The sequence below is a fragment of the Bradyrhizobium sp. JR4.1 genome, from assembly GCF_040548605.1.
Taxonomy (GTDB): domain Bacteria; phylum Pseudomonadota; class Alphaproteobacteria; order Rhizobiales; family Xanthobacteraceae; genus Bradyrhizobium; species Bradyrhizobium canariense.
Map to the genome: position 1 here is coordinate 76,464 of NZ_JBEPRY010000020.1, position 22,088 is coordinate 98,551.

Sequence of the window (22,088 nt, forward strand, 5' to 3'; positions counted from 1 at the left end):
GAGAGGTGGTTGACGGGCGACACTTCGCTAAGGGCCGGGAGACCTGACGTGTCGAACGATCACATTCGTCCGTCCTCTATTGAGGGCATCAAGCAGCTCGCCAAGCGATTCAAGAAGTCCGACGGCATTCAGCATGCTGTCGCCTTGGACAAGGCATCAAAGGCGGCCGGCTTCGAAAATTACAAGCACGCACTGCGCAAGCTTGGAGACGGCTTCGGAGCCGCCGGGCCATCGGTCGAACTGTACATCTCCGTTCTTTGGCGGGATCGTACGACGAAGGTTACGGGCTGCGAGATCCTGAAAATGCCGCTCGGCGGACCTCTGGACGCGCTTGTTAAGCCGGCGCAATACAAAGATCGCGGGGGGCTCGGTACGATGCGTCGAGAAGGTCCTGATCATCTCGCAGACACATATACCGCGTCGTCGCAGGAGGCGGCGCGGGAGGCGGCGTGCGAGGCTGCCAGGACTATTCAGTTTATTGAGGCAGCCCGATTGGTCCCGTCAAAGGCGAAACGATCTTTCCCCAGGGGACAAGTCCAGCATCGGATGCCGGGCTCCGATCACGATGCAGCGTGGTTCGACCCCGCAGCGAAGACCTTCATCCGCACCAATGAGCCTTATGCCCACGGCATCACTCGCGAGCAGAAGGGATGGGCTGATCGACACGATTGGGCGGTCGCGATTTCCTCGTGGAACCACAATCCGTAGGCCTTAGCTAACCTAATCAAGCCATAGTTTTATTGCAAAAGTCCTTACAGCGCAGGGATTTGCGGCCATGATGGCCCATAGGAGGCCATAGCTGGCCTTGCTACATTTTGTATGCCCCTGCCGTGCCCTGCGTGAATCTTCCCGTGGGGCACAACAGAGCTGGGAACGTGGAGGGAACGGTTTGTGATCCGTTTCTTGGGTCTCCTTCGACGTGTCCCAGGGCACAAGAAGTTAGGGCACAAACGATGGGAAACAGCGAGAAGGGTCTCAGAGCCGAAGTGACGACGAACTACCTGAGGCTCACTGACGCGGCGATACGTGCAGCCACGCTGCCACCGGGCAAGTCGCAGTTCTATCTGCACGACACAGAGCAGCCGGGGCTTGCCATCAGGATGCGCGCGACTGGTGGACGGACCTGGGTCTTTCTGTTCACCAAGCCTGGGACGAGAGGCACCCAACGCAAGACGCTGGGCGCATGGCCCAAGTTCAATGAGAAGGCCGCGCGCAAGGCCGCTACCGTCGCCGCCGGCGAGGTAGTCATTGGGGTCGATCCGAACGAGGCCAAACGCGAGGCAAAGCGGCAACAGCTGGCAGAGAGGCAGTGCACCACGCTGGCCCCCTGATCATTGAAGATGGCCCCTACGAAACGTCCCTGACTGGACGCCAGGTCGTCAATTGGAAACCGGCAATGTCGGCGCTGCGACGCGGTCTGAAGGATCATTTCGATCTCGCCATCGGCGCGCTGACGCGACGGCAAATCATGGCGGCGGTGGACAAGATCGCCAAGACCGGTAGGCGCGGCGCAGCCAAGGACGTGCGCAAGCACACGCACACCTTCCTCGAATGGTGCGTCGGCGAGGGTTACGTGGAGCACAACGTACTCGCCGGCTATCGCGCGCCCAAGGAAACCCGAGCGCAGAGAGTTGGGCGCCGAACGAAGGGCCGCGCGCTGAGCGATGAGGAGATCATCAAGGTCTGGCAGGCATCCGGCAAGCTCGGGACTTTCGGGCTTCTGGTACGGATGTGCCTACTGGGCGGCCCGCGCCGCAGCGAGCCAACCATGATCGAGTGGTCGAAGCACGTCATGGACGACCGCATCACCTTCGATGCCATATGGACCAAGATGGGCCTGCACCACGACGTGCCGCGTACCCATCTCGTTGACGAGGTGCTCGCGGCCGCGAAACATTTCCAGCGGGCAACCTCCGACTATGTCTTCCCATCACCAAAGACCGGCGGCCAGATGTCGGGCTTCACCAAGATGGTCAACCGTCTGATCAAGGAAGCGGATGTCGCCAAGTTCACCATGCATGACTTAAGGCGGAGCTTGCGAACCATCATGTCTCGTTGCGGCTACGACAACGAAATCCAGCGGCTGTGTGTGGGGCAAAAGCCGCGTGGAATCGATCAGGTTTACAATCACGATGAACAGTGGATCATCCGAAACATGGCGTTCGAAGCGGCTCATGACTACATCGCGCAGTTAGTCGGCGCGGAACGGGTCGGTAAGGTGGTGCGGCTGCAGCGGACAAATCCGCTCGACCCCATCAAGGCCGAGCTGCTCGGCCGTCTCCGCGAGCATTATGCGGCTGGGGCAGCTTAGTGGTCTTATCGGATCTGGCCAGATAGTCGCGCACCGCATCGACACGATAAAGCGGGCGGCCATCGACGTAGCGCCATTTCAGCGGGTGGTTCGGATCACGCCGCCACTGCTCCAGTGCGCCAGGCGTGCGCCGGATAACGGCGGCCGCCTCTAATGCAGTTAAATTGGAGCTGGCCGGCAGCGCATCGATATCGAACGTCGCGGGCGGCGGCACGCCACGATTCTTGCGACGCCGCTTTGTGGCAGGCGGCATCTCGGCACTACTTGGCGACCCTATTGCCTCGGTCGGAGGCTTTTCGTCTTCACCGTTCATGCCTCCGCCCCAAACCCTGATCCGGTTTGAGGCAATAAGATAGCAGACGTCAGCAGCAATACAGAAATCGAGAGCGCAGGTATGGCTGCTGGGTAGCTTTGTCGTACAAATAGGACGAATCGTGCCTGTTTTCGGAGGACTTCCCGGTTAATCAAAATCCTTGCCCAAGCCCGGGGGCGCCGGGATAATCTAGGTTAGAACAAGCGCCCAGCCTTTGGGGTCGGCAAGTTCAAGTTGGCCGAGATAGGAAAAAATGAAGTGTTGATCTGCCCGGAGCGCTGCGCCTCGTGCAGTCGGTGGATCGAGGCATTCTGCGCGCGGTCGAACAGCGCGCCGAAGACGCTTGACATCCGCGCGAGCATGGACTGGCTCGGAGGCCTCATGCCGCAGGCCATACCCCGCCGAACAGCAGATGATCGTGTCGACGGACGTCACGTTCATGGTCCTCAATTGAGAACTGCGATCAACTGAGCCACAAGCTTTTCGCGATCTGCGGCACGCAGCTCATCAAGATTGATCTGCTTCCAACGGACTGCGGGAAGCTCTGCCGCTCCACCCACGCCCAACAGAGCCCAATCTGGCTTCCCGCGCTTGAATCCGATCAGAAATTCCCGATGCTCCTTCGGCATCTTTCCAGATACCTCGGCAATCAAGTCCTCGCGGGCCTTCAATAGCTCATCCAGCGAGACCGGATCTGCAGTCATACCCTCGAAGCCGTGCTCGAATTCCTGGCGAATATCCTTTCGCCGCGGCACCACAACCTCCGAAATCGGCCGGTCATGGCTGATGAGATAGACGATGAAAGCGCGCCTTAGATCGTCGGTGATGCCCTCATTCGCCAGAAGATCGCGGATGTCAAAAAGATCGCGAGGATGTTGGCGGTCGAGGGGGCGACGATTTTCCCCGCGTAGAGGTCGGAAAACGAGACGACTTGTGTCTCCGCAAAACCAAAGCTCTCCTCGACGTTCGGAAGCACGGATCTCATCTCGGGATCGAAGACGCAGCCGCGACCCGGGCGTCGGCCATGCGATTACGCACTCCAAAATGATCGTGATCGACCCTTTTTCAGACGACTGCAAGGTGGTCACCGGATCCCATAACTTTTCCGCCTCCGCCAGCGAGCAGAACGACGACAATTTTGTCGTGGTGCACGGCAATCGATCTCTGGCGGAGGCGTACAGCGTCGCCTGTCTTGCCACCTACGAGCACTATTCCTGGCGTGCCTACGTCAAGCGGCAGTTCGATCAGGGCAAGGTACCGTGGTCGCACTTATCGGACGATCCCGCGTGGCAGGGCCGCTATCTATCCGCTTCGCGCAAGAAGCACTTGGCAATATGGTGTCCACAGTAGCGTTCAATAAGGCACTGCCACGCTGAGTGGTACGATATCCCTTGACTAGCGAATGGTTTCACGAGTGGAATTGGATGCAAAACCGCCCGTCGAAGGCAGGAATTTCCGGTTCACGATCCTGGGTGGCATCGGCGTAACCCGCATTACCGTCCGGCTGACCGGGAAGGTGGTGCACGATAGCGATTGTCCCGACCCACCGTATCACGAAGAAATGCGGATGCCGCAGGGCGTGGGCGGGGCAGAATTGGTCGTGATCGCCAAGGATTCGACCGGAAAGGTCCTGGAACGGAAATTCATTGTCGGCAAAACGGAAGGTCAGGCGGGCGGAGCCGTGTCAGCCTGAGATCCTCTCCATGAGCGCGCTTCAAGAGTTTTTTCAAGAGCTGTCTAAGCTGCAGCCGATTACGTTGACGGCCGTAGCAGCCGTCGTAAGTGCTACCGCCGCCGTGATCGTTGGCGTCATTACCGGGGTGATCACCAAATTTGTCGTAGGTGCGCGCGACAGACAAGATAGAGAGGTCGAATGGCGTAGCATGCAATCGAGCTCACCAAGCTCGACCTTGACCGCAAGCTCAAAACCTCGAGCGCCGCCAGACACACCGCCACTGAGGCCGAGCATCCTGGATTTCTTGGCCAACTATCGTGATCTGCAGGACCTCGACAAGGCCTCTCCGCGTGATCTTTATGCGACTACCCCGGCGATGCGGATCAAGAAGCGGAATACGACGACGCCCGAGCCGTCTCCCAAAGAGCCGCCCTCGGCTGCCGAGTACGAAGATTGACGGATCGTTCCCGCGAAAGTGTTTTTCTGGCTAGGGCCAAACGTGGTTCACGATCTCGGCGAGACGGGCTCCCGCCTTGGCAAGCTGCTGTCGCTTGATAGCATCCGCCGACTGAAGGTACGCGGCTCGATCCGAGAAGGAGATCGTCCACTTCCTGGGACCTATCTTCGTGTAGGTCACATTCGACATCGCCTGTTTCGCCACCGCGATCGTGTCCGTGGCCCAAATTGCTGACCAGTTCTCGATGCGGTCCGTATCGGCCGGAACGGCCTTTGCGACGTTCACCAAAGCCAGCGGGGCGGTGTTTCCCAGATCGGATGGGGTGTCGTCCCAGGCATGATGGAACGCGTCGTTTCCGATGGTGATGCCTTTATCGTGGATCCAGTTGCCGCCCGCGGTTTCGGTCGACGGGTCGATCGTGTGCGTGACGTCCGGATCAACCAGGCTTCCGTTGGGATCGAGGTACGGCGCAGCGACATGAAGCGGCTGTGCCATGTCGCCCACGAGATGAGCGAGTATGAACAGAGCCTCTTTCTTGTCTTTGATGTCGAAGGGCGGCGGAGCCGGCCGGCCAAGCAGCACGGCGATCGCGGCGTTGGTAGCCGCGACCAGATCATGATCATTGGTACCCGCATAGTTTCGATCGAACTTGTTGCGCTGAACGGCCACGTCGTCGAAGTGGTACGTATTGTGACAGCCAAGATTGGCGGTCGCGCTCGCTCCTTCCGGATAGACGCAATCGATCCAGTTTCGGCCGGCGTAATCGACCATGGCGTTGCGGTCGTTCGCGAAGGGGGTGCAGGGAGGTTCGTACTGGGGATCCACGACGTAGGCGAGGCTGCCATCGTTTTGCCTGTGCACGCTCTTCACACAATCGAGCCATGGCCCGGCTTGCCGTAGGTCGACGCCCAGCAAGGTCTTCACCTGCTGCTTAGCATTCGGGGTCAGGAGCTGGTCGGCAATCGACCCGACCAAGCGGTGTCCGTCGGGTCCCCAAGCGGACGCGGGTTTTGCCAAGAAGAGGCTCAAGAGCACAACAATGGTGGCGGCAATTCTAGCCATGATCGGGATCCTCGCGTGGGAAAAAGTGCAACACTTCGTTCCATTCATGAGCCCACGGTCGCGGCGATCGCGATCGTGTTGGCGAGCGCCTCTGCCATCCGGCGGGCGCTCCAGTCACTGTGGTGGAGGCGGTCGGGATCGGTGGGATCGACCATCCGGTCAAAGGAGATCCGTTCTGCCTCATGCCACTGCTTCATCAACGCGAAGCGGTGGAACACGTTGACCGGGAAGCCGGCCCGGCTCGCTGCCGTCTCAATCAATGCCACCATTCGGTGTGCTCGCTCCTCCATTGGCGGAGTGAGCACGGCCGGCACGTACTGAAGATCCATGAGCACGACGTCCATCAATTCATTTGCGAATATCGCGAGACCGCGTTGGATCGCGCCGGCGGTGGCGTCGAGATCCTGGTTCTTCCAAACCGCGTTAGTACCAACCTGCCATACCACGACCGATGGTTTCTCTCCGAGTACGTCTCCCTGAATCCTTCGTAGCTCGTCCGGAGCTTCTTCACCGCCGACGCCGCGGTTGAGAACATCGAAATTCCTGCCCGGAAAGCTTGCGCGCAGCGCCCGCTCGAGACGCTGCGGATAGGGTACGATGTCGCCTTCACCCGCCGTGGTCGACGAGCCGATGGCCACGATCTTGATCGCTCCGACGCCAGCCAAGCGTCCCGACAGCCACCGCATGTGGTACTGAAACCGCTTCAGTTGGGCCTGAATGGCGGTCTGATCGACTGCGGGCATGAGGTTCAGCTACGCGCTCGAGAGATTCGATGGAATTTGGCGTCGAAATGTGACGGGGCGATTACGCTAGAGGCGACCGACATGGTTGGCCTTCTCCCATTTGAGCTCGATGTCGTCGGCGATGCATTTCGGCGGCTGCGGGGCGCTTCGATCGAAGTAATGCCTGAAGTCCACGTGGACTCGCATGTTGTCGGGAATGTACGCCGCCATGCGGTCGAACAGCAGCACCGGACCGGCCTCGAACCGCCGATAGACCGATTTGTGCATTGGCGAGCTTGACGCACCGGTGTTTGGATCCACTGGAAGCTGACGCACCCCCGGCCTTCACGAATCCACCGGCCTGCTCGTTGTGTTGCTGGCCGGTAGGGTTCGGGGAAACACGGTGGACGCCGCCGTCATGCTTGAGCCCGTCTGGAATCAGCGACGCGCCCGCGACCATCCAGTTCAGAGCCACGTCGGAGAGCCTGGCTTCGTTCTCCAGATGCCCCCGCCGATATCGGCATGTACGCCGGGAAACCACACTTGTTCAAAGAACAGATTGCCTTGGGCATCGCGCTGATCTTGTTTCTCCGCCGTCGGCGACCAGGGCACTCGCGGCCGCCCGAAGCGACAGAGCGATCCCCTCTTCGACGGCCCTAGGCTGCTGATGCGAACCAGTAAGTTCTTCTTCCATGTTACGTCCCTAGCTGTCGCGTTCTCACGAAGTCGAATTGCAAATCAAGGATTCACTTCCAACCGCGGCTTCGCTCTCGTTCGTGCTTTTTGCGGGTCGGGGACCCGGGACGAGTGTTGATTGGCTGAGCGCTTCGCGAGGGCTTCGCAATGTGTGCGGCATTCGGAAAGTTTCACTTGAAAAGCTCGCGCATGGGCTCAAGCAGCGCCAAACATCCATCGGCTCTACGCTGTTAAAACGTGGATCGCTTCAATTGCATCGGCATGAAATCGCACATGCGCGTTTCCGCGCGCGGTTCAACTACAGCGATAGTGTGGCACAGGTCGGCGGCGCATTTCAATCGATACGAGCAAAAATTGCATATAATCTGCGCCGATCCTCGGCTACTTTGGTAGAATGGCTGAAGATGATGGAGTATCGGTCAACGTCGAGTAGCTGACGATTGGCCGGCCGGCTTGAGCGAACTATGTGGGCCAACAGCGCAGTCGCTCAAAGAGTTCTGGCCCAGCCGGTTCTCAAGTGGCGCAGACCTGCCCCTTTTTCAGGGCATAAACAGTAAGTTGTGTATATTTAATGACTGCTATGAATGGATTGTGAGGCATGGCGAAGGCGAACAAGCCGCCGGTTCGCGCCATAGACAACCCTAGGAAGAGGGGAAGAGTGAAAATCCTCGCTAGGGATCTCCACGCGGAGCCGGCTAGCTTGGGCAGGCTCAAGACTGTCAATGCAGATTAGTAAGAGCAGGTTCTTCCACTCCACATTGGGTCAATCCAGGTGTCCTCGCTGCGAGCAACGGGCAGGGGGCGCGAATGGCTGACGAGGATGAAAGAACAAACAAGTCGATGAGCCTTTCCGTAAGGCTTCTTCGAGAGGGGCAAAGCATTGATGAGTCGCTCCGAGACGACCATGGGCTTGAGGAGCGGGCATCTGAAGCTGGAAGGCTATTTGTTGGTCAGGCGCCGGCGGTATCGCCGGCCTGGTTCAAATTCGTCCGTGATTTTGCCGTTGGGGAATTCCGGCCGCTGGTAAACCAGAGCTGTGCGGCTGTGTTGTTCTTGGATGTGCCGCCCGAGGACAAGCGAAAGGCGACGCGCACAGTAGCGCTTACGTTCGGAACGGGTCATCATTCGCTTGATCCCGACGCCTTCGAAAGAAGCTTCGGTCTGAAAGTCGTTCTGAATGCAGTCGCACGCTCGAATCTGCGCAGCGTGGATATTGCGACGCTTGATGCCACAACATTTCAAAAGCGCATCCAGGCAAGTCGGGACGCCGACCTGCGAGGATTCGGCATTGACGTTGACCGCGACCTTTTGAGGCTTGCCGCAGGATCGCCGAGGGACAATTCTTTCGCAAGATCTCTTGCTGGAAAAGACGCTCTGACGCTACACACCAAGACGTCTCCCGCCGATGTGGTCGAGAAATGCAAAACGGCTCTCAGGCTCTATCACGCAACGGATTACAGGGAGGATTTCGGCTTTATCGACTTCGTGACGCCGGTTCGCCAGCAAGATCTTATCGAGCAACTCGACGCGGCCGTATTTGCCGAGCTACAAGAATTGGTGAAGGGGAACGCATCGGACCTTCACATCACCTTGCCGGATATATTGAGCCCGGAAGAGAGCGTCGAGGTGGGGTATTTCGGGATCGGCCTAAAATCGGGTCGCAAGCAAGCCTACGGGCAAATCGCGATCGAGGATTATGTCGAGGAGCTCAAGGCCGGACAAATTGCCGAGATAGCCGATATGGCCGAGCTCCGCGCGAGCCACGACATCCGCGTCATTGCTGATGGCGGAGGGGACAAGAAGCAGAAGCGCAAGCTGTATGACTGCTTCGTCTACGAACTAACGTATAAGGGCAATACCTACGTCCTGTTTGCCGGTGACTGGTTCGTGGTCGATAAGACATTTCATACGGCTGTAGAGAATGATTTCCTCAAGCTCGTGGCGAAAAAGCCGTTCGTGGCGTCGACCAACACTCAGAATGAGCGCGAGTTCATCGCGGAGCTGGATGCACACAAGAACTTGCTTAATTTGGATCAGGTGAAGCTCTCACCTGCGGGCGCGCCTGGCGCGAATCTGGAACCCTGCGATTTTCTTTCGACGACCAGGCAATTCATTCATCTGAAGGACGGGCACTCGTCGGCTCCGATCAGTCATCTATGGAATCAGGGTGTCGTGTCGGCCGAGTCCTTTGTCCGAGATGAGCAGTTCCGGATCGAGTTGCGCAAAGAGGTAAAGAAGCGGCAGGCGAAGTCGAAGAAGGCTGGCTTTGATGCCATTTTGCCCGATGGGCGTTCGAAGCCGGTACCGAGCGAATTTACCGTTGTGTTCGGGATCATGCGGGATCGATACAAAAAATCCGGGACGGTGAGCATTCCGTTCTTTAGCAAAGTGAGTCTTCGAGCCGTCGCGAGCCGCATTGAACTGATGGGTTTCCCAGTGGAAGTTCATCTTGTAGAGCGAATCTAAAGCTGCGTGGCTGCGGTAGTTGGCAACGCTTTCTTAATCGGCTAAGCGCGGAGATGCCCGACCCTCAGCGGCGGGTCGAATGACCGTGACGGAAGGGGTGGGGGACTTTTTGGACGAGCCACGGCGTATCAGCGCGCACTTCGATGTTGTCGACGATCTCCTGTGGCAGGCGGTCGCGGGCCGATTGCCGGAGCTCGGATCGATCGCGCTCGCCCGGTCGGGCCGAATGCACCGTGCCAGAGGCCTATCGGGCCGTCACGGTCGAGGCTCCGGTATTTCAGCAGATAACGCAGGCGCTGCGCGATGGTTTGATCAGCGGCGCCGGCGCGCGTGATCGCGCCGGGGTGTTTCCGCTGTCGCGTCTCAAACGGGAGAGGGACGGTCCGGACGAGATCGCATGGGAGCAATGGGCCATGCACGCGGAGAACGCGGCGGTTGCGGCAGGTCTGACGAAGGGGCTTGTCACCGGTCTGATGGGGGCCCTCGGCGAGCTTCAGGAGCACAGCGGCCATCCTGAAACGGGCGTGATGGCCTACACGACTTCATTCGGAAGCACGAGGGAGAGGTTAAACAACAGGCAAATCAATCGTCCACGGCGCAGCGTGCCCGCTGTTTCGCCATACGCGTTGCCCCTGATTTCGGATTCCTCTGTGGCGTGCTTGGACAGATCGTCGCTCATAAGGCTGCAGAAGGGGGAGGGACCGTGCTTCCGATCATCGACATGCTGCCCCAAATGGTGAGAGCCGGAGACTATGATCGCCATCATGCCGCCCTGAGGCAAATTACAACCGCCGCTTCGCGGGTTGAAACCTTTCAGGCATGTCTAGCGCTACGCCGTCACTTCAAGGCTGGACCATCCGCAGAAATGGACGTTGTAAGAAATGAAGTCACGGCCGCGACGCTGTTTCAGTCGTTTATCGGCTTGAACGACGAAGAATAGAGATTCAAGAAGGGGTCGCGGAACGCTTGCAGGATGACGCTTCGCCGAATTGCTTTGTAGCGAAATTCGGTGTGTTTCGGCATGGAATAAGGGCTCTGACGAAATTTTGGTGCAGCCTGCGCCGATTAGTCTGGCTTGAAGCAGATCGTTTTTCCCGCGACCGTACATTTGACGTCTAACGAGCTTGAGTGGCGTTATCTGACCCTCAGTCTGGCCAAAGCCTTCGCCGACATCGAAGCAACCGGCGACCGGCGAGGCCGCAAGCCTCGGCCACGGCGAATGCTCGCGCTGCTGCTCGAACGTGAGGCCTCGCTGCCACGACAAGCGCTCGCCACCGCGTTCGCTAAGCATGACAGCGAGATCGTTCTGCTCCGAGCGACGACGTCACGCTGGGTCTAGGCTTGACGACTGAACCCCGCCGCCGCTGCGCTTGTGCTTGCCCGCCCCCTCTTTGCGCATCAACTGCAACTACTTCCATCAATATTGTCGCAATGGCACTCGCTGATTGCTTCTGGACAGGTCATGATGGAAACATGGGGATGTATGCCGAAGGACTACCTTCCTTTGGACGCTCGGAGTTTCGTCCTCAATGTGTTGGTCCTGCTCTTGTGCCCTCCGAAGAGATCACTAACAGCTGATGGCTTCCCATGTTTCCAGCCTCTCGTTGCGGGTGAAATGTCTCTGCATGGTCGGGTCGATGGCCTCAAACGTCCAGATACGTTCGTTTAGAGAATGCGCCGGTACCACGCCTAGCGATAATAGGTTGCGCAAGAACGCGAACGGGTTCTCGCGCATCCGGTCGTGCTTGCGGTCGAGGTGTTTCTCGACCACCTCGCACTGGGTGCCGAGCCAGCTTTCGGAGACCTCAGCATCTTCGAGAATGGACCCGCCGAAGCCGCCAGGTTACGCGTTGGCTAGGAAGTAGCTCAGACTCGATGGACCTTTGCTCTCCAGCTTGCCCTTTTGCCAGGTGTCGGTCAGTGAAAGCAGTCCGTGCGGCACGACCTGTGCGGCGGCTTCCTCGTAGGACGTGAGCTTGCCGTCTTGGATGTCCTGGCGGATTTTCTCCTCCAAGCGGGCGCGCATGAGATAATGCTCATAAAGATCCAATACGTGGACAGCGTAGGAGACCGCCAGATCGCGGTTGCCCTCGATGATCAGGAAATTCTCATCGTTGCAATAGGACGCCTTGTAGCCGAGGTTGTGACTACCGGTGATGACGGTGCAGTTTTTCTTGTCGAGGGGATCGATCACGACGATCTTGTCGTGGATGATGGCGTGTCCTGCCGTCAATAATTCAGGCCGAAGATTGCCGAACGGAATGCGGACCGCCGCGGCGCGCACCATCGCCACCTGGGTTCCCGGTCCGCCCGGCCACCAGATCGCGGGCGGCGGCATCTTGATGGCCCGCTTTTTCGCGGGCGACCTCTTCTCGCCCTTCTTGGGCGCTTTGTAATTTGGCATTGCGGTCGGATCGCTGATTGCACCAAGCACGAAGCGGTCTTTGGCAATCGAGGTCAGCCTCTTTGCGAACCGCGCGCTCTCGCCGTCGTCTCCGGCGCTGGCGCTCGCGATAGCCGCGGCCGCGTCGTCATTGTTGCCGGCGCCTTCGATCGCCGCGCCCTTACCGATGATATTGTTCACGCCGGAGCGGCCGGGCATGAAGACGAGGAAATAGATCGCCTTCTTGGCGGCGTCCATCCGGTCGTAGACCTCCTTCAAATCGGCTGGCCGGCCGGGGTTCTTCTTTGGCACCGTCGGTTGCTTGGTGTTAGGGGCGAACCAGGCCTTGGCGGTGCCGCTGGAGGAGAGTTTGTGTGCCTGCCGCGACTTCTGATTCTCGGCCCGTATCTTGGCGCCTTGCTTGTTTGAGTTCGGCTCGGCACCTTGGACCTTCTTGCCTCTCACCGTCACAGTTACCCCCTCGCGTGGAGCAGCCAGTTCGTCGTTCTTCAGCGCGTTCCAATAGGCGAAATAGTCTGCAGCAACGGCATCATCCTCGACGATAATACAGTTGTTCGACTGTGCGCACAGGCCGGTTTCAGTCCAGTTGGTACTGCCGGTCATGACGGCGATCGGCTTGTCACCCTTGACATAGACGGCGAGCTTGTTGTGTCCGATTCTCGTTGACGAATTGAACATTCGGTCGATCATCCGACCCTTGTCCTTGCCGGCCGCCTTGTGAAGCTGCGCGCGCGGTTCGTCGTTCTCGGTGTCCCAGAGGACCGGAAGCTTGTTTGCTTTCGCCGCCTTCTTTTTCGAGACTCCTTTCTTGGCGCCCTTCTTCGCTGCTCCCTTGGGATTGGGATTGAGGTTGCCCGCCGTCGTCAGGATGACGTGAATGAGCTTGGATTTCATGGCGTCGACCAGGAGCTTGATCAGCTGAGTGTCGTGCAGCTCGTACAGCGCCAGATAGACCTGGCCCCCTTCCTTCCTGGCGCGGTCGACCAATTCGGTCACAAACTTATAGACATCTCCCATCAGGAATTCCCGGATTTTTGAATCCGGACGCCGGATTTCTTCCTTCAGGGTTTTGAGGAGGTGGGTCTCCTTCTGGCCGGCTGCCTTGGCGCGCCCGGCCGGTTTGTCCGAGTTTGCATCCTTGATCGAGTTCTTGGGCGGACCCTTTTTCACGCTTTCCAGCTGCCGGACGAGGTTTTGCGTCGAGAGGATTCCGTTGGTGAAGGTCGCCTTGACGTTCTTGCCGTAGGTATGTGTCACATTGATCGCGTTCGTCTTGATCGGGCTGCCTATCGCGACCAGCGGATGCTTGGGCCCGAGGTAGCTCGGCTGCCCGAATGCGTCTTTCGCAGGCGCCGTGGGCGAGATTGGAACTTGTTTCTGACTTGCGTCGGCAAGGGCTACCGGAACTATCTCATAGTGAACCCTGAAGTCGATCGGTCGGACCTTCGTGGTGTCGCGCGACTTGCGAAGCGTAAGGTCTCGCCAATGGAAGTTCTGGATGGGCCAGACGGAGGAGTCCTGTTCATTCCAGTTCGGATTGTTCTGGTCGGTGAAAGCGATCCATGTCGGGAGGATCCGGCGCTTGCCTGCATCCCTACCGGTTTCGTGAACGCGCGTCACCATGAAGCCGACGCACCCCTTGATCGGTTTTTCTACGTCCCATGCGAGGTAGGCGACCTCGCCATTGCACCAGGCACCGGCGCGCTTGATCAAGTTCATAAAAATCTCCCTGAAATGAAAAATCTAAAATGCTGCCTGAGCGATAGGCTATTTCAACCGTGCGAAGAGTCAATCTGAAGTTGGGTACATGCGAGGTAACACTCCGAGCATTCCGAACCATGGGGCACCCTTCATGCTTGCTTTGTCCCGCATCACAGCCGGGGCCATGATTGTCCATACCCCTAGCTCTGCTGCAGTCGTTCTGCTCCGCCCTTACGCGAGCGGCGTGATCGCGTCGGTTTCCCCGGGCGGCCCATCCGCCGGATTCCTTGCCCCTTGACCTGCGGTTGACATTGGAAAGCAGCCCGGCTGCTCGCCAGGCTCACAACCTGGAGGTCTTACGTTCAAATCCTATCCCCGCAACCAGTACCCCCTAGACTCTAGGGGATCGGCCGCCGCCCTCTCAGAAATTCTGAGCAGGGCGGCGAGTTGGCCGTAAATCTCAATTTCCACCGGCTTGTACGCACCCCGTGGATGGATAACGACTTTCTCAACAATCTCGCGAATGGCCTCATGGGCCGCCAAACGGCTGTCCTCTTCGGAGTCGGCCAGCGCCTTTTTCAGATTGCGCACCTTATCGCGGTAGGCGTTCGCCGCGTTGGGGTGGAATTCGACCGCGGGCGGGGCGACGGCGGCAATCTCCGCCTCGATTTCGTCGCGCTCAGCCTAAAGGGCCGCTAGGCGATCGCTCAGGGCGCGGCTACCCGACTCGTGGTAAGGCTGATCTCGCCTTGATCTCGAAATGGATAGAGAAGCGCAGGCGCGGGTATCGCTAATGCGCGCACCCAATCCCCGAAAGGGCTGATCGACGCGAGGGTTTTCTGATGTGGTACGACGAGCTGCCAGGAGATTCGTGGACTGGTCTTTGGTCGGGCTACGTGAGGTGTGGGGCGGATTGTCCCGGTATTCGGAGGATACATGTGCCTCGCCCGGCATGTGGTGCGGGCCCAATGGACACGTCGCCCCAGAAGGTAACCTTAGATGGCCGAGAAATTAGGGTCGGTGCAACCTTCGTGGGCGCTGAGGGGCGCTATGAAGACTACATTTACCTGCAGATGCTTCAGCGGGAGTGGGAGCGCCCGGTTGTCGAATTTCAAGCGTTTGCACACTCTGCCGATGCGGAACGTCCATCTGCACAGGCGGCCTTGGTGCTGCTGTTCTGGGGTTACTTCGAGACCCGTATCGAGAGACTTCACCGTTCAGCGATGCGAAAGCTTCCACAGCGCGTGCTGGATGACCAACTCAGGCGATATTCTGGGGTTGGGAGCCGACTCTACGATTTGTACAAGATATTCTTCGGCACAAGCTATTTCGACGATCTGCGCGAGCACGGATTCCTGGCGGTTGCCGACCTGCTCAATGACATTCACAAGCGTCGAAACGAATTCAGCCATGGAAGGCCTCAGGCCATCAGCGAAGCGACGGTGAAGGTCCTCGTCGAAAATCTCAAGGCGGAGCATGAAGCTTGGATCACCATATACAACACTCGGGTGAGACCCTAATCGAGCGTGGGTGAGGCGAAGCGAAAACGAGAGGCCGTTTTGAATGGTCCTTGCCCGTGCGGTTCGACACGGTCTGGACGGCTGTGTTATTTCAAAGGAGGACTGGTACAAATCCCCGGCAGTGCTTGGGCTTAAGACCCTGCCTGCGGGATCAGTTGTAGGAAAATGCTACATGAAGGACCTGGGCTCGTGCGTCGGTCCGATCTCGGGCGAGCATATTATTTCGGATGCGGTCATCCGAGTTTTAATGGCTGACGGCGATTTCTCGATTGCCGGCCTTGGCGCCTGGCGAGACGAAAATTCTACCGCCGCAAAGCCTTCGAGCGAATTGTCTTTGCACCAAACATAACAGTGCGCTTCATCTTCTTGACGATCCGGCCGAATACTTTTTCGCATCGCTCATCATTTTTAGAGCATGATTCGGACTCAAGGCATGCGCTTGTCTCGGGACATGACATCGAACGTTGGTTACTGAAGACGGCCAAAGCCGCGGGCGTCTCGAAAAATCTGGCGAGAGGCAGGGAGCGGCTATCTGGCGCGTTCTCACGCGACGCAGCGCTACTGGACATGCTCGACGCCCCCCGCCATTGGCCAGAGGGGGCGGGGCTCTATTGCACCATGAATACTGGCGACCGAACTCTCAACCATACGCGCTTCCAGCTACAGCCGCTGACAAGCGCCCAAGAGGACATCGAAGCGCTGACGCTAAACATCTTAGGCCTGGGATTCGTGCTGCTGCTAGAACCACTGGATGAGAGCAAGTATCCGTTTCTGCGTGGAGCACGATATCGACGGGGGAGGATCGTCATATCGTACCCGGCCTCGACCAATTGGCTGACAATGAGTTGGAGTGATGGCAGGGCGCACGAGCCCCTGACGATGCAATTCGTGCAGCCGGTGCCCCGCCTGTCTTAGCTGGTGATCACACGATCTGCGAAGCGTATGCCGATTCGTAGATTTTTTTGCCCTCTTGGGTTTCCAGCCGAAGCAAACAGTACAGCTCCCAATATCGGCTCCAACGCTCGTTGGTGGGCGGCAGGTATTCAATGGGCAGGCCAATCTGCTTGGCGTTCGCATAGTCGATAGGCTGGCCGTGCGTTTTCCATCGAGCGGAACTCATCAGCTCCTGCCGAAATCGTCGAGCTGGGCGCACCGCGGCGTTTTAGCATGTCTTCCGCAAACGTCCTGACTCGATCGCGAATACCCTGAAATTTCTTGACGGTCCGCGCATCAAAGCCATCGAGCATGAGCAGCGCCACCTGGTCCTGAGGATTTCTGCGCAGCGCGTCACAGTGTTCTTCGTAAGCCTCCAAATAGCCCGTTACTGAGTAAAAAAGCTCATTTCCGCGCGCATCCCTCATAAGAAATTGCGGATCGATCATGCCGAGTTCAGAAGCGTCACTCATGATGATCTTATTGGCTCCCAGCGCCATCAGAGTTCCGGCGCTCTTCGCCAGGTCCGTGACGATGACCCTAAACTCCTTGTCGCGTGCCTTTGCATGTATAAGCGAAACTAGCTTTTCGCAGGCGTCGACATCGCCGCCGCCGGTATTGAGCAGAAGATCGATTGGTGAATTTTCCGGGATGTTGTGGAGCATTTCCACGAAGCCGATAACATCGTTACGGTCGATCTCAGTCTCCAAGCCGCCGACATAGCAGATAAGGTTTGTGCGCTCGGCAGCGTTGATCCGCTTGATGAGTTCCTGCCTTTGATAGCGGCCGGCGTTCATCGCTGCATACATAGGGGTCTTTGTCAGCGGTCGTTCAGCCTTAACCGATTCGGTCGTTGCCGCTGACCCCGAGACCACCTCACTTTTATCGATCACCGAAAGAATCCCCCACCCAGTCAATTTTTCCATTTCTAACGAAATAGTGGCATCTGCGCCGGCCATTATAGTAATTCACGCTCGGAGAAAGAGATAGAGGGCCATCAACCTTAGATAAACCCCACCAGGGGCTACGGGCTTGATCCAGGTTGAGCATGATTCGATGCCGCTCTTGCAGGGGCAATCGAATGCGACCCACTTCGGGCGAGTTGAAGTCCTGACAACGACAGCGGCGTGCTGAGGCAGCTTTTCGGGGATCTCGTCGGCCGACTCGACTTCGCCAAGGCAACGCAGCGGTTGGCGCGGCAGCCAATGCAGCCATATCCACTGCCACCAACGGATCTTCATTTCCCGGGCCACGCCTGTTCAAGAAAGGGACTGCTCTCGCCTTTGCCGATCTTCTGGCTCTCGGGATCGCAGTAATGGCCTGGCCGTGGCTTCGCGTTGTTGGTTGAAATCTCCCGCTCGTGCCAGCGGAAGAGCACTTCTGTCGGCCTCGGGCTGGGACCGAAGCCAATCAGATGCTCTAGGAGTTCGTTAATGGCGGCCGAAGCGATGCCGCTGGTGAAGCTCACAACCGCAGGCTCAACGCCTCCTAACACAGGTGCATAGCCCTCGTTCTCCAGCCGGACCCTTTCTTCCGGCGTCCGCAGTTCGGTCTGTGCGCGGGCAAGGTCGATCCGGTTGCGGCAGACGAGACAAGCGCCCCCTGGCGCAAGCGTCGTGACGCGGCCATTGATGCTCGCAAGCGCGCCATCACCACCGAGCAAAACGCCGAGGTCGATGACAGGCGTGGCGAGGAAGGTCGATAGCCGGGAAAGAACTAGGCGCCCGGCATTGTCGTCTGTGCAGCCGAATACGACATCGCAGGGGATCAACTCCCGAGCCGTGTTTTCCAGCGTGACCATGGCCGCGACCGCGTGGCTCTGCAGCTCTGGCGCAATGGCCGTCAGGTGGCTCTGGAGCACGGCCGTCTTCGGTTTCCCGACCGTGCTAGGCGTCGAGCCGTAGACGCGTGTAATGTTGCTTTCGGTCAACGTATCTGCGTCGACCAAGGTAAGATGGCGCACGCCCATTCTTACAAGCTGCTCGGCGACGGCCGAGCCGGTGCCCCCGCAGCCGACGATGCCCACCCGCAACTGGCCGAGCGTCTGTTGGATATCAGGACCGAACGCACGGACGCTTCGGTCGAATATCGCGGGAATCTGCGGCGCTTCCGAGTTGAAGGAATTGATCAGCTGCCACTTGTCGCCGACGCGCCATACCCGATCGATGGCGACTTTACCGCCATCCTCCCAATGTACTTCGCCAGTGAACGCAATGCCGTTGTCGCGAGGCGAAGCGATGAGCGTAACGTACAGCTCCGAGGCTGGCGGCATCATGCGGACAGAGTGGCCCAACGCCGCTATCTCGCGTGCCCAGTGATGGGCACTCGCACAGGCCTCCATACCTACCACGCAAGCTGGAAGGCTCCGAAAGAAGGGCAGAACCTGCGATCGCCGCAATGTGCGACGAACCAAGACTTTCCCGTTTTCGGCGATGCCGTGAACTTGAAAGATCGACTTGGCCAAATCCAAACCCACTGTGATAATCTTCTCCATGGAACGGTCCTTCGTTTGTGGCGCCTCTCTACGCGACCACGTTAGGCACTTTTGATGCCGGTTCGAAGGGCCGTTCCACACCATCACTTTTGATGAAGTTCAAGCGTCGGCTCGCGTTGGTTTCACAAAGGAATCAATATGATGCAGCGAGCCCTACGTCCGTCGGCCCTGGTCCCTCGCGGATTTGACGTGGAAAGCGCCTTTTGTGATGGCGCTACGACCGTGATCACCGTACGCGCCACGAGCGGGACGAGTCTCTGTCCTAGCTGCGGGACCAGTTCTGGGCGGATCCATAGCCGATATCAGAGGCGCCTAAATGATCTGCCGCTGGCGGGGCGGCAGGTTCGCCTGGTGGTCGTGGCGCGCCGCTTCCGCTGCGTTACTGTTCTGTGCGGTCGGCGTATTTTCACCGAGCGCTTCGACGAGGGCGCTCTGGCACCGTGGGCGCGGCGAACGACCCGGCTCGATCTGATCGTCCATCACCTTGGCCTTGCCTTGGGTGGTCGCCCGGCGGCGAGTTTTTCCCGTCGACTTATGCTGCCGGTGAGCAACGACACATTGCTTCGGGTGGTTAGAAAGCGCGGGTGTCCGCCCTTTGCTGCGCCGAGCGTTATCGGCATCGACGATTGGGCCTGGCGGCGCAATCAGCGGTACGGAACGATCATCTGTGACCTCGAGCGGCGACGACCGATCACTCTCTTACCCGACAGAGAGCCAGCCACTGCGCAAGCCTGGCTCGCGGGGCAGCCACAAATCGCTGTGGTCGCGCGCGACCGCGGCGGTGGATATGCCCTTGCTGTGGCCAAGGCACTCCCGCACGCTACCCAGGTCGCCGACCGTTGGCACCTCATGGAGAACGCGAGCCACGCCTTCCTGGATGCGGTTCGCAAATCCATGCGCCAGGTACGCATCGCGGTCGGCTCCGCCACCATAAATCCCAACTTAATGACCGCCGCCGAGCGCATTCAATATGAGGGCTATCTTCGGCGAGAAGACACGAACGCGGCAATTCTCAAACAGGCTGAGACGGGCGTCTCCATAAAGGAGATCGTACGGCTCACCGGCCATAGCCGGGGCCTCATCCGCAGGGTATTGCGAGGTCAGCGACCCTCACGCCGAATTCCCGTCCTACGAGGTCGCGGACCAGATCTTCGAAATCCGCCGGCGAGAGGTTTCCGACATCGTAGGCCACGACTCAGAGCTCATTGTAGATCGGGATCGATGGGGCGTGCGCGTCGACGGTTTCGACGACCTTTCGCTCCAGCGGAAGGTCGGCCTTTAGCTCCGCCCACATATTCTTGAAGCGCTGGACCGTTTCCGCAGCCGTATCGAGGACCAGCTTTTCTGAGACTTTCGCCTTCGCCGCCAGATGCTTCAGCTCGTCTTTGGAAAATTCGTCCATCCTCTTCGTGCGCGAGTAGTTCAGCGCCATCTTGTCGTCCGCAATGTAAGGGATTGTCGACAGCAGATCGTAGGCGGGCGACAGGACGGGCGTCCGGCGGTCGGGGTAGATCAACGACCAATTCTTCAGGTGCATGTCGGCGTTGCCAATCAGCGTGCTGAACACGAGGCGCCGGACGAACTCGGCGACGCCCGCTTCGCCGGTCTCGATGCCGAGAATGTGCGCGATCCCTCTGTAGTTGGCCTTGTTGTACTTTTCGTCCGGGAATACGCCGAATACCTGCGCGAAGTCCTCCATATGGACTGGGCCGTCAGCAGAGCGGTCGAACCGCTTGACGGCGAGTGCCCTTCCCTTCAGCTCGCCTATTCCTTCCGGCAGCCCCTTGATCGCCTCGACGTCGATCAGTTGGAGATCTGGCACTTCCATGCCCATCTTCTTCGCAAGGGTCATCATGGAATATTCGTTCTCGGGCACGCCTGCATATTGATGCGAGGGCAGCTTGACGATCCACGAGCCGCCGACGCCCTCGACGGGAATTGTCAGGCCGCCATGTTTGGGATCGTTCTTGAGCGCGGAGAACTTCAACTGGACGCCCGCGAGCGAGAAGCGCAGCATGTTCTGCCGCTCGTCCGGCGTGAGATCCTCGGCCACCTGAGGTGGCAACGCTTCTCCTTCCGCCGGATGGACCGACAGAGCGCCGGGTAGGTCCCGGCCGAGCATCCAGAGAAGAAAGAACTCACGCTTTTCCTTCACGCCCGCCCGTTCCGCGAGATAGCGACGCAGCGGGCCCTCGGGCAGCAGATTGGAGAAAAAGGGCGGAACGACCTGCTGATAGGTTTTGAACGCCGTGAGCAAGTTTCCAAACGGGTCCTTGAAGGATAAGCTCAATGTCGGGCGTACGACGTCGTCGATATAGTTCTGGTTGAAGGCAAGCAGCGATCGGTCGCCCTGCACGAGGGTGATGGTCGCGATCGCGGTGTCGTGTAGGCGGACGTCGAGGACCGATACGTCAGGCATCATCGTCCTCATCATCGAGAGCGTAGGCTGAACGGGGGGCTTCTACAGGATGTGCGATCCGGTTGCGTAGATCTTGCAATACGCCTGCGGAGTTTTCCAGCACGGAATTGGGTATCGGTTCGGAGCGGTAGCCTCTGAGTGTGTCGACGATGTCGTTGAGGAGGCTCAGGTCAGTTTTCGAAAGGTGGACCTGCTTCAAGAAGCGGAAGTATTCGGCGATGCGGTCTAGTGACGCGGAGCTGCCGTGGCGATTCCTCAGCTTGGAAACGATTCGTTCAGCCCTGACAAAGATGCCCGACGGGCCTTCCTTGTTGGAGAAGTCGTTGGCGTTGGAGCGCAGAACGCCCTCCACCGCTGGAAGCAGCTTCTTGGGCACGAGTACGACTTCTAGGTCGAGCGCCCGTACCATCTGGATGAAGCTGGAAAGGCCGGGTTCGAGGCGGCCGGTCTCTATTTGGGAGATGTGCGCTTGCGTCAGACCCGATCGGTCGGCCAACGCACGTTGGCTTATGCGTTCTTGCGTACGTTTCGACTGAACGGTCCGGATAAGCTCTTCACTCAGGTAGGACATGATCTTTAATCCTGATCAAAATACCATCTTGATAAGAATAGTATATCAAAAATCTAAGGAACTCAAGTCCGATAAGTATACTTATCAAACTCAAGTTCCGATAACAAAAATATATCACTCTGATGAGCTCCAAAGGGGAGAACCAAGCATCGCGACCACGGCGCGAGATCAGGCTTCCAGACATCGTCGCAGTGCCGACAAGAATATCGGCACCGGGGCCGAAGCCGCGCTGCTCTGGCGAAGAAGTCCGTCTCGTCTTCCACAGTGGTCCGGACCACCTGATCAAGCCCGCGCTCGAACCTCTCGCGGTTCGCCATCCCCACTTCCGGTGATCGACCGTGGCC

The 22,088-nt window shown here is 58.6% G+C and carries 24 protein-coding genes and 3 pseudogenes; 13 read left to right on the forward strand and 14 right to left on the reverse strand.

The features are described from left to right. The first annotated feature begins 48 nt into the window (after nucleotides 1-48). Complete coding sequence (locus ABIB90_RS30430; protein WP_354201934.1) at nucleotides 49-708, forward strand: hypothetical protein; 660 nt, start codon at nucleotides 49-51, stop codon at nucleotides 706-708. Nucleotides 709-953: 245 nt separating this feature from the next. Continuing rightward, nucleotides 954-2,311, forward strand: a pseudogene (locus ABIB90_RS30435) (tyrosine-type recombinase/integrase). Here the strand turns inward: ABIB90_RS30435 and ABIB90_RS30440 are convergent. The 3 genes from ABIB90_RS30440 to ABIB90_RS30450 form a co-directional block, all read right to left on the reverse strand. Beyond that, on the reverse strand, nucleotides 2,256-2,624 hold the full coding sequence (locus tag ABIB90_RS30440) for a hypothetical protein (protein ID WP_354201935.1): 369 nt from the start codon (nucleotides 2,622-2,624) through the stop codon (nucleotides 2,256-2,258). The pseudogene ABIB90_RS30435 and the gene ABIB90_RS30440 sit on opposite strands and share 56 nt — an antisense overlap. 194 nt (nucleotides 2,625-2,818) lie before the next feature. Then, nucleotides 2,819-2,986: a hypothetical protein gene (locus ABIB90_RS30445; RefSeq protein WP_354201936.1), complete on the reverse strand. Its 168-nt coding sequence runs from the start codon at nucleotides 2,984-2,986 to the stop codon at nucleotides 2,819-2,821. Between the two features lie 84 nt (nucleotides 2,987-3,070). Then, the gene (locus ABIB90_RS30450; protein WP_354201970.1) at nucleotides 3,071-3,478 is read right to left on the reverse strand and encodes a hypothetical protein; all 408 of its coding nucleotides are present in this window, start codon (nucleotides 3,476-3,478) and stop codon (nucleotides 3,071-3,073) included. Between ABIB90_RS30450 and ABIB90_RS30455 the strand changes: the two genes are divergently transcribed. The 3 genes from ABIB90_RS30455 to ABIB90_RS30465 all read left to right on the forward strand — a co-directional run bounded on the left by ABIB90_RS30455 (nucleotide 3,477) and on the right by ABIB90_RS30465 (nucleotide 4,756). Further along, nucleotides 3,477-3,974 (forward strand): phospholipase D-like domain-containing protein, encoded by a 498-nt coding sequence (locus ABIB90_RS30455; protein WP_354201971.1) that lies wholly within the window; start codon nucleotides 3,477-3,479, stop codon nucleotides 3,972-3,974. The two genes, ABIB90_RS30450 and ABIB90_RS30455, sit on opposite strands and share 2 nt — an antisense overlap. A 64-nt stretch (nucleotides 3,975-4,038) precedes the next feature. Next, nucleotides 4,039-4,317: a hypothetical protein gene (locus ABIB90_RS30460; RefSeq protein ID WP_354201937.1), complete on the forward strand. Its 279-nt coding sequence runs from the start codon at nucleotides 4,039-4,041 to the stop codon at nucleotides 4,315-4,317. Nucleotides 4,318-4,327: 10 nt separating this feature from the next. Continuing rightward, nucleotides 4,328-4,756, forward strand: coding sequence for a hypothetical protein (locus ABIB90_RS30465; protein ID WP_354201938.1), 429 nt, complete (start codon nucleotides 4,328-4,330; stop codon nucleotides 4,754-4,756). A 30-nt stretch (nucleotides 4,757-4,786) separates the two neighbouring features. Here the strand turns inward: ABIB90_RS30465 and ABIB90_RS30470 are convergent, their stop codons facing one another. The 4 genes from ABIB90_RS30470 to ABIB90_RS30485 all read right to left on the reverse strand — a co-directional run bounded on the left by ABIB90_RS30470 (nucleotide 4,787) and on the right by ABIB90_RS30485 (nucleotide 7,152). Then, entirely contained in the window at nucleotides 4,787-5,818 is a 1,032-nt protein-coding gene (locus ABIB90_RS30470; RefSeq protein ID WP_354201939.1) for a S1/P1 nuclease, read from the reverse strand. A 44-nt stretch (nucleotides 5,819-5,862) separates the two neighbouring features. Next, entirely contained in the window at nucleotides 5,863-6,561 is a 699-nt protein-coding gene (locus ABIB90_RS30475) for an SGNH/GDSL hydrolase family protein (protein WP_354201940.1), read from the reverse strand. A 66-nt stretch (nucleotides 6,562-6,627) separates the two neighbouring features. Beyond that, nucleotides 6,628-6,828 carry a hypothetical protein gene (locus tag ABIB90_RS30480; protein WP_354201941.1) on the reverse strand — a complete coding sequence of 67 codons (201 nt, stop codon included), beginning with the start codon at nucleotides 6,826-6,828 and terminating at the stop codon, nucleotides 6,628-6,630. Between the two features lie 177 nt (nucleotides 6,829-7,005). After that, entirely contained in the window at nucleotides 7,006-7,152 is a 147-nt protein-coding gene (locus ABIB90_RS30485; protein ID WP_354201942.1) for a phospholipase effector Tle1 domain-containing protein, read from the reverse strand. Nucleotides 7,153-8,043: 891 nt separating this feature from the next. On the opposite strand from ABIB90_RS30485, the gene ABIB90_RS30490 reads away from it, so the two are divergent. From ABIB90_RS30490 to ABIB90_RS30505, 4 genes are all read left to right on the forward strand, one after another. Next, entirely contained in the window at nucleotides 8,044-9,702 is a 1,659-nt protein-coding gene (locus ABIB90_RS30490; RefSeq protein ID WP_354201943.1) for a DUF6119 family protein, read from the forward strand. A gap of 233 nt (nucleotides 9,703-9,935) precedes the next feature. Beyond that, complete coding sequence (locus ABIB90_RS30495; RefSeq protein ID WP_354201944.1) at nucleotides 9,936-10,442, forward strand: hypothetical protein; 507 nt, start codon at nucleotides 9,936-9,938, stop codon at nucleotides 10,440-10,442. Next, the gene (locus ABIB90_RS30500) at nucleotides 10,406-10,642 is read left to right on the forward strand and encodes a hypothetical protein (protein WP_354201976.1); all 237 of its coding nucleotides are present in this window, start codon (nucleotides 10,406-10,408) and stop codon (nucleotides 10,640-10,642) included. Before ABIB90_RS30495 ends, ABIB90_RS30500 begins: the two co-directional genes overlap by 37 nt. Nucleotides 10,643-10,777: 135 nt before the next feature. Further along, nucleotides 10,778-11,041, forward strand: a complete 264-nt coding sequence (locus ABIB90_RS30505) for a hypothetical protein (protein ID WP_354201977.1) — start codon at nucleotides 10,778-10,780, stop codon at nucleotides 11,039-11,041. Between the two features lie 504 nt (nucleotides 11,042-11,545). On the opposite strand, the gene ABIB90_RS30510 is transcribed toward ABIB90_RS30505, so the two are convergent. Next, nucleotides 11,546-13,825: a phospholipase D-like domain-containing protein gene (locus ABIB90_RS30510; protein ID WP_354201945.1), complete on the reverse strand. Its 2,280-nt coding sequence runs from the start codon at nucleotides 13,823-13,825 to the stop codon at nucleotides 11,546-11,548. 429 nt (nucleotides 13,826-14,254) lie between these two features. Here ABIB90_RS30510 and ABIB90_RS30515 point away from each other — a divergent pair, with 429 nt between their 5' ends. The 3 genes from ABIB90_RS30515 (at nucleotide 14,255) to ABIB90_RS30525 (ending at nucleotide 15,676) form a co-directional block, all read left to right on the forward strand. Then, the gene (locus tag ABIB90_RS30515) at nucleotides 14,255-14,506 is read left to right on the forward strand and encodes a hypothetical protein (RefSeq protein ID WP_354201946.1); all 252 of its coding nucleotides are present in this window, start codon (nucleotides 14,255-14,257) and stop codon (nucleotides 14,504-14,506) included. Nucleotides 14,507-14,775: 269 nt separating this feature from the next. Further along, nucleotides 14,776-15,327 (forward strand): hypothetical protein, encoded by a 552-nt coding sequence (locus ABIB90_RS30520; RefSeq protein ID WP_354201947.1) that lies wholly within the window; start codon nucleotides 14,776-14,778, stop codon nucleotides 15,325-15,327. Between the two features lie 172 nt (nucleotides 15,328-15,499). Next, nucleotides 15,500-15,676: a hypothetical protein gene (locus ABIB90_RS30525; protein ID WP_354201948.1), complete on the forward strand. Its 177-nt coding sequence runs from the start codon at nucleotides 15,500-15,502 to the stop codon at nucleotides 15,674-15,676. A gap of 694 nt (nucleotides 15,677-16,370) precedes the next feature. Here ABIB90_RS30525 and ABIB90_RS30530 read toward each other — a convergent pair. The 4 genes and pseudogenes from ABIB90_RS30530 to ABIB90_RS30545 all read right to left on the reverse strand — a co-directional run. Next, nucleotides 16,371-17,219: an SDH family Clp fold serine proteinase gene (locus ABIB90_RS30530; RefSeq protein ID WP_354201949.1), complete on the reverse strand. Its 849-nt coding sequence runs from the start codon at nucleotides 17,217-17,219 to the stop codon at nucleotides 16,371-16,373. Beyond that, the gene (locus ABIB90_RS30535; protein WP_354201972.1) at nucleotides 17,143-17,475 is read right to left on the reverse strand and encodes a ubiquitination-like system serine protease family protein; all 333 of its coding nucleotides are present in this window, start codon (nucleotides 17,473-17,475) and stop codon (nucleotides 17,143-17,145) included. Before ABIB90_RS30535 ends, ABIB90_RS30530 begins: the two co-directional genes overlap by 77 nt. A gap of 22 nt (nucleotides 17,476-17,497) precedes the next feature. Further along, nucleotides 17,498-18,535: a HesA/MoeB/ThiF family protein gene (locus tag ABIB90_RS30540; RefSeq protein ID WP_354201973.1), complete on the reverse strand. Its 1,038-nt coding sequence runs from the start codon at nucleotides 18,533-18,535 to the stop codon at nucleotides 17,498-17,500. Beyond that, a pseudogene (locus tag ABIB90_RS30545) lies at nucleotides 18,521-18,754 on the reverse strand (IS110 family transposase); the annotation flags it as partial. The gene ABIB90_RS30540 and the pseudogene ABIB90_RS30545, both read right to left, overlap by 15 nt. A gap of 141 nt (nucleotides 18,755-18,895) precedes the next feature. On the opposite strand from ABIB90_RS30545, the pseudogene ABIB90_RS30550 reads away from it, so the two are divergent. Next, a pseudogene (locus ABIB90_RS30550) lies at nucleotides 18,896-19,861 on the forward strand (ISL3 family transposase); the annotation flags it as partial. 88 nt (nucleotides 19,862-19,949) lie between these two features. Here the strand turns inward: ABIB90_RS30550 and ABIB90_RS30555 are convergent. Next, nucleotides 19,950-21,173: a type II toxin-antitoxin system HipA family toxin gene (locus ABIB90_RS30555; RefSeq protein ID WP_354201975.1), complete on the reverse strand. Its 1,224-nt coding sequence runs from the start codon at nucleotides 21,171-21,173 to the stop codon at nucleotides 19,950-19,952. Beyond that, on the reverse strand, nucleotides 21,166-21,744 hold the full coding sequence (locus ABIB90_RS30560; protein ID WP_354201950.1) for a helix-turn-helix domain-containing protein: 579 nt from the start codon (nucleotides 21,742-21,744) through the stop codon (nucleotides 21,166-21,168). Before ABIB90_RS30560 ends, ABIB90_RS30555 begins: the two co-directional genes overlap by 8 nt. Between the last annotated feature and the right edge of the window lie 344 nt (nucleotides 21,745-22,088).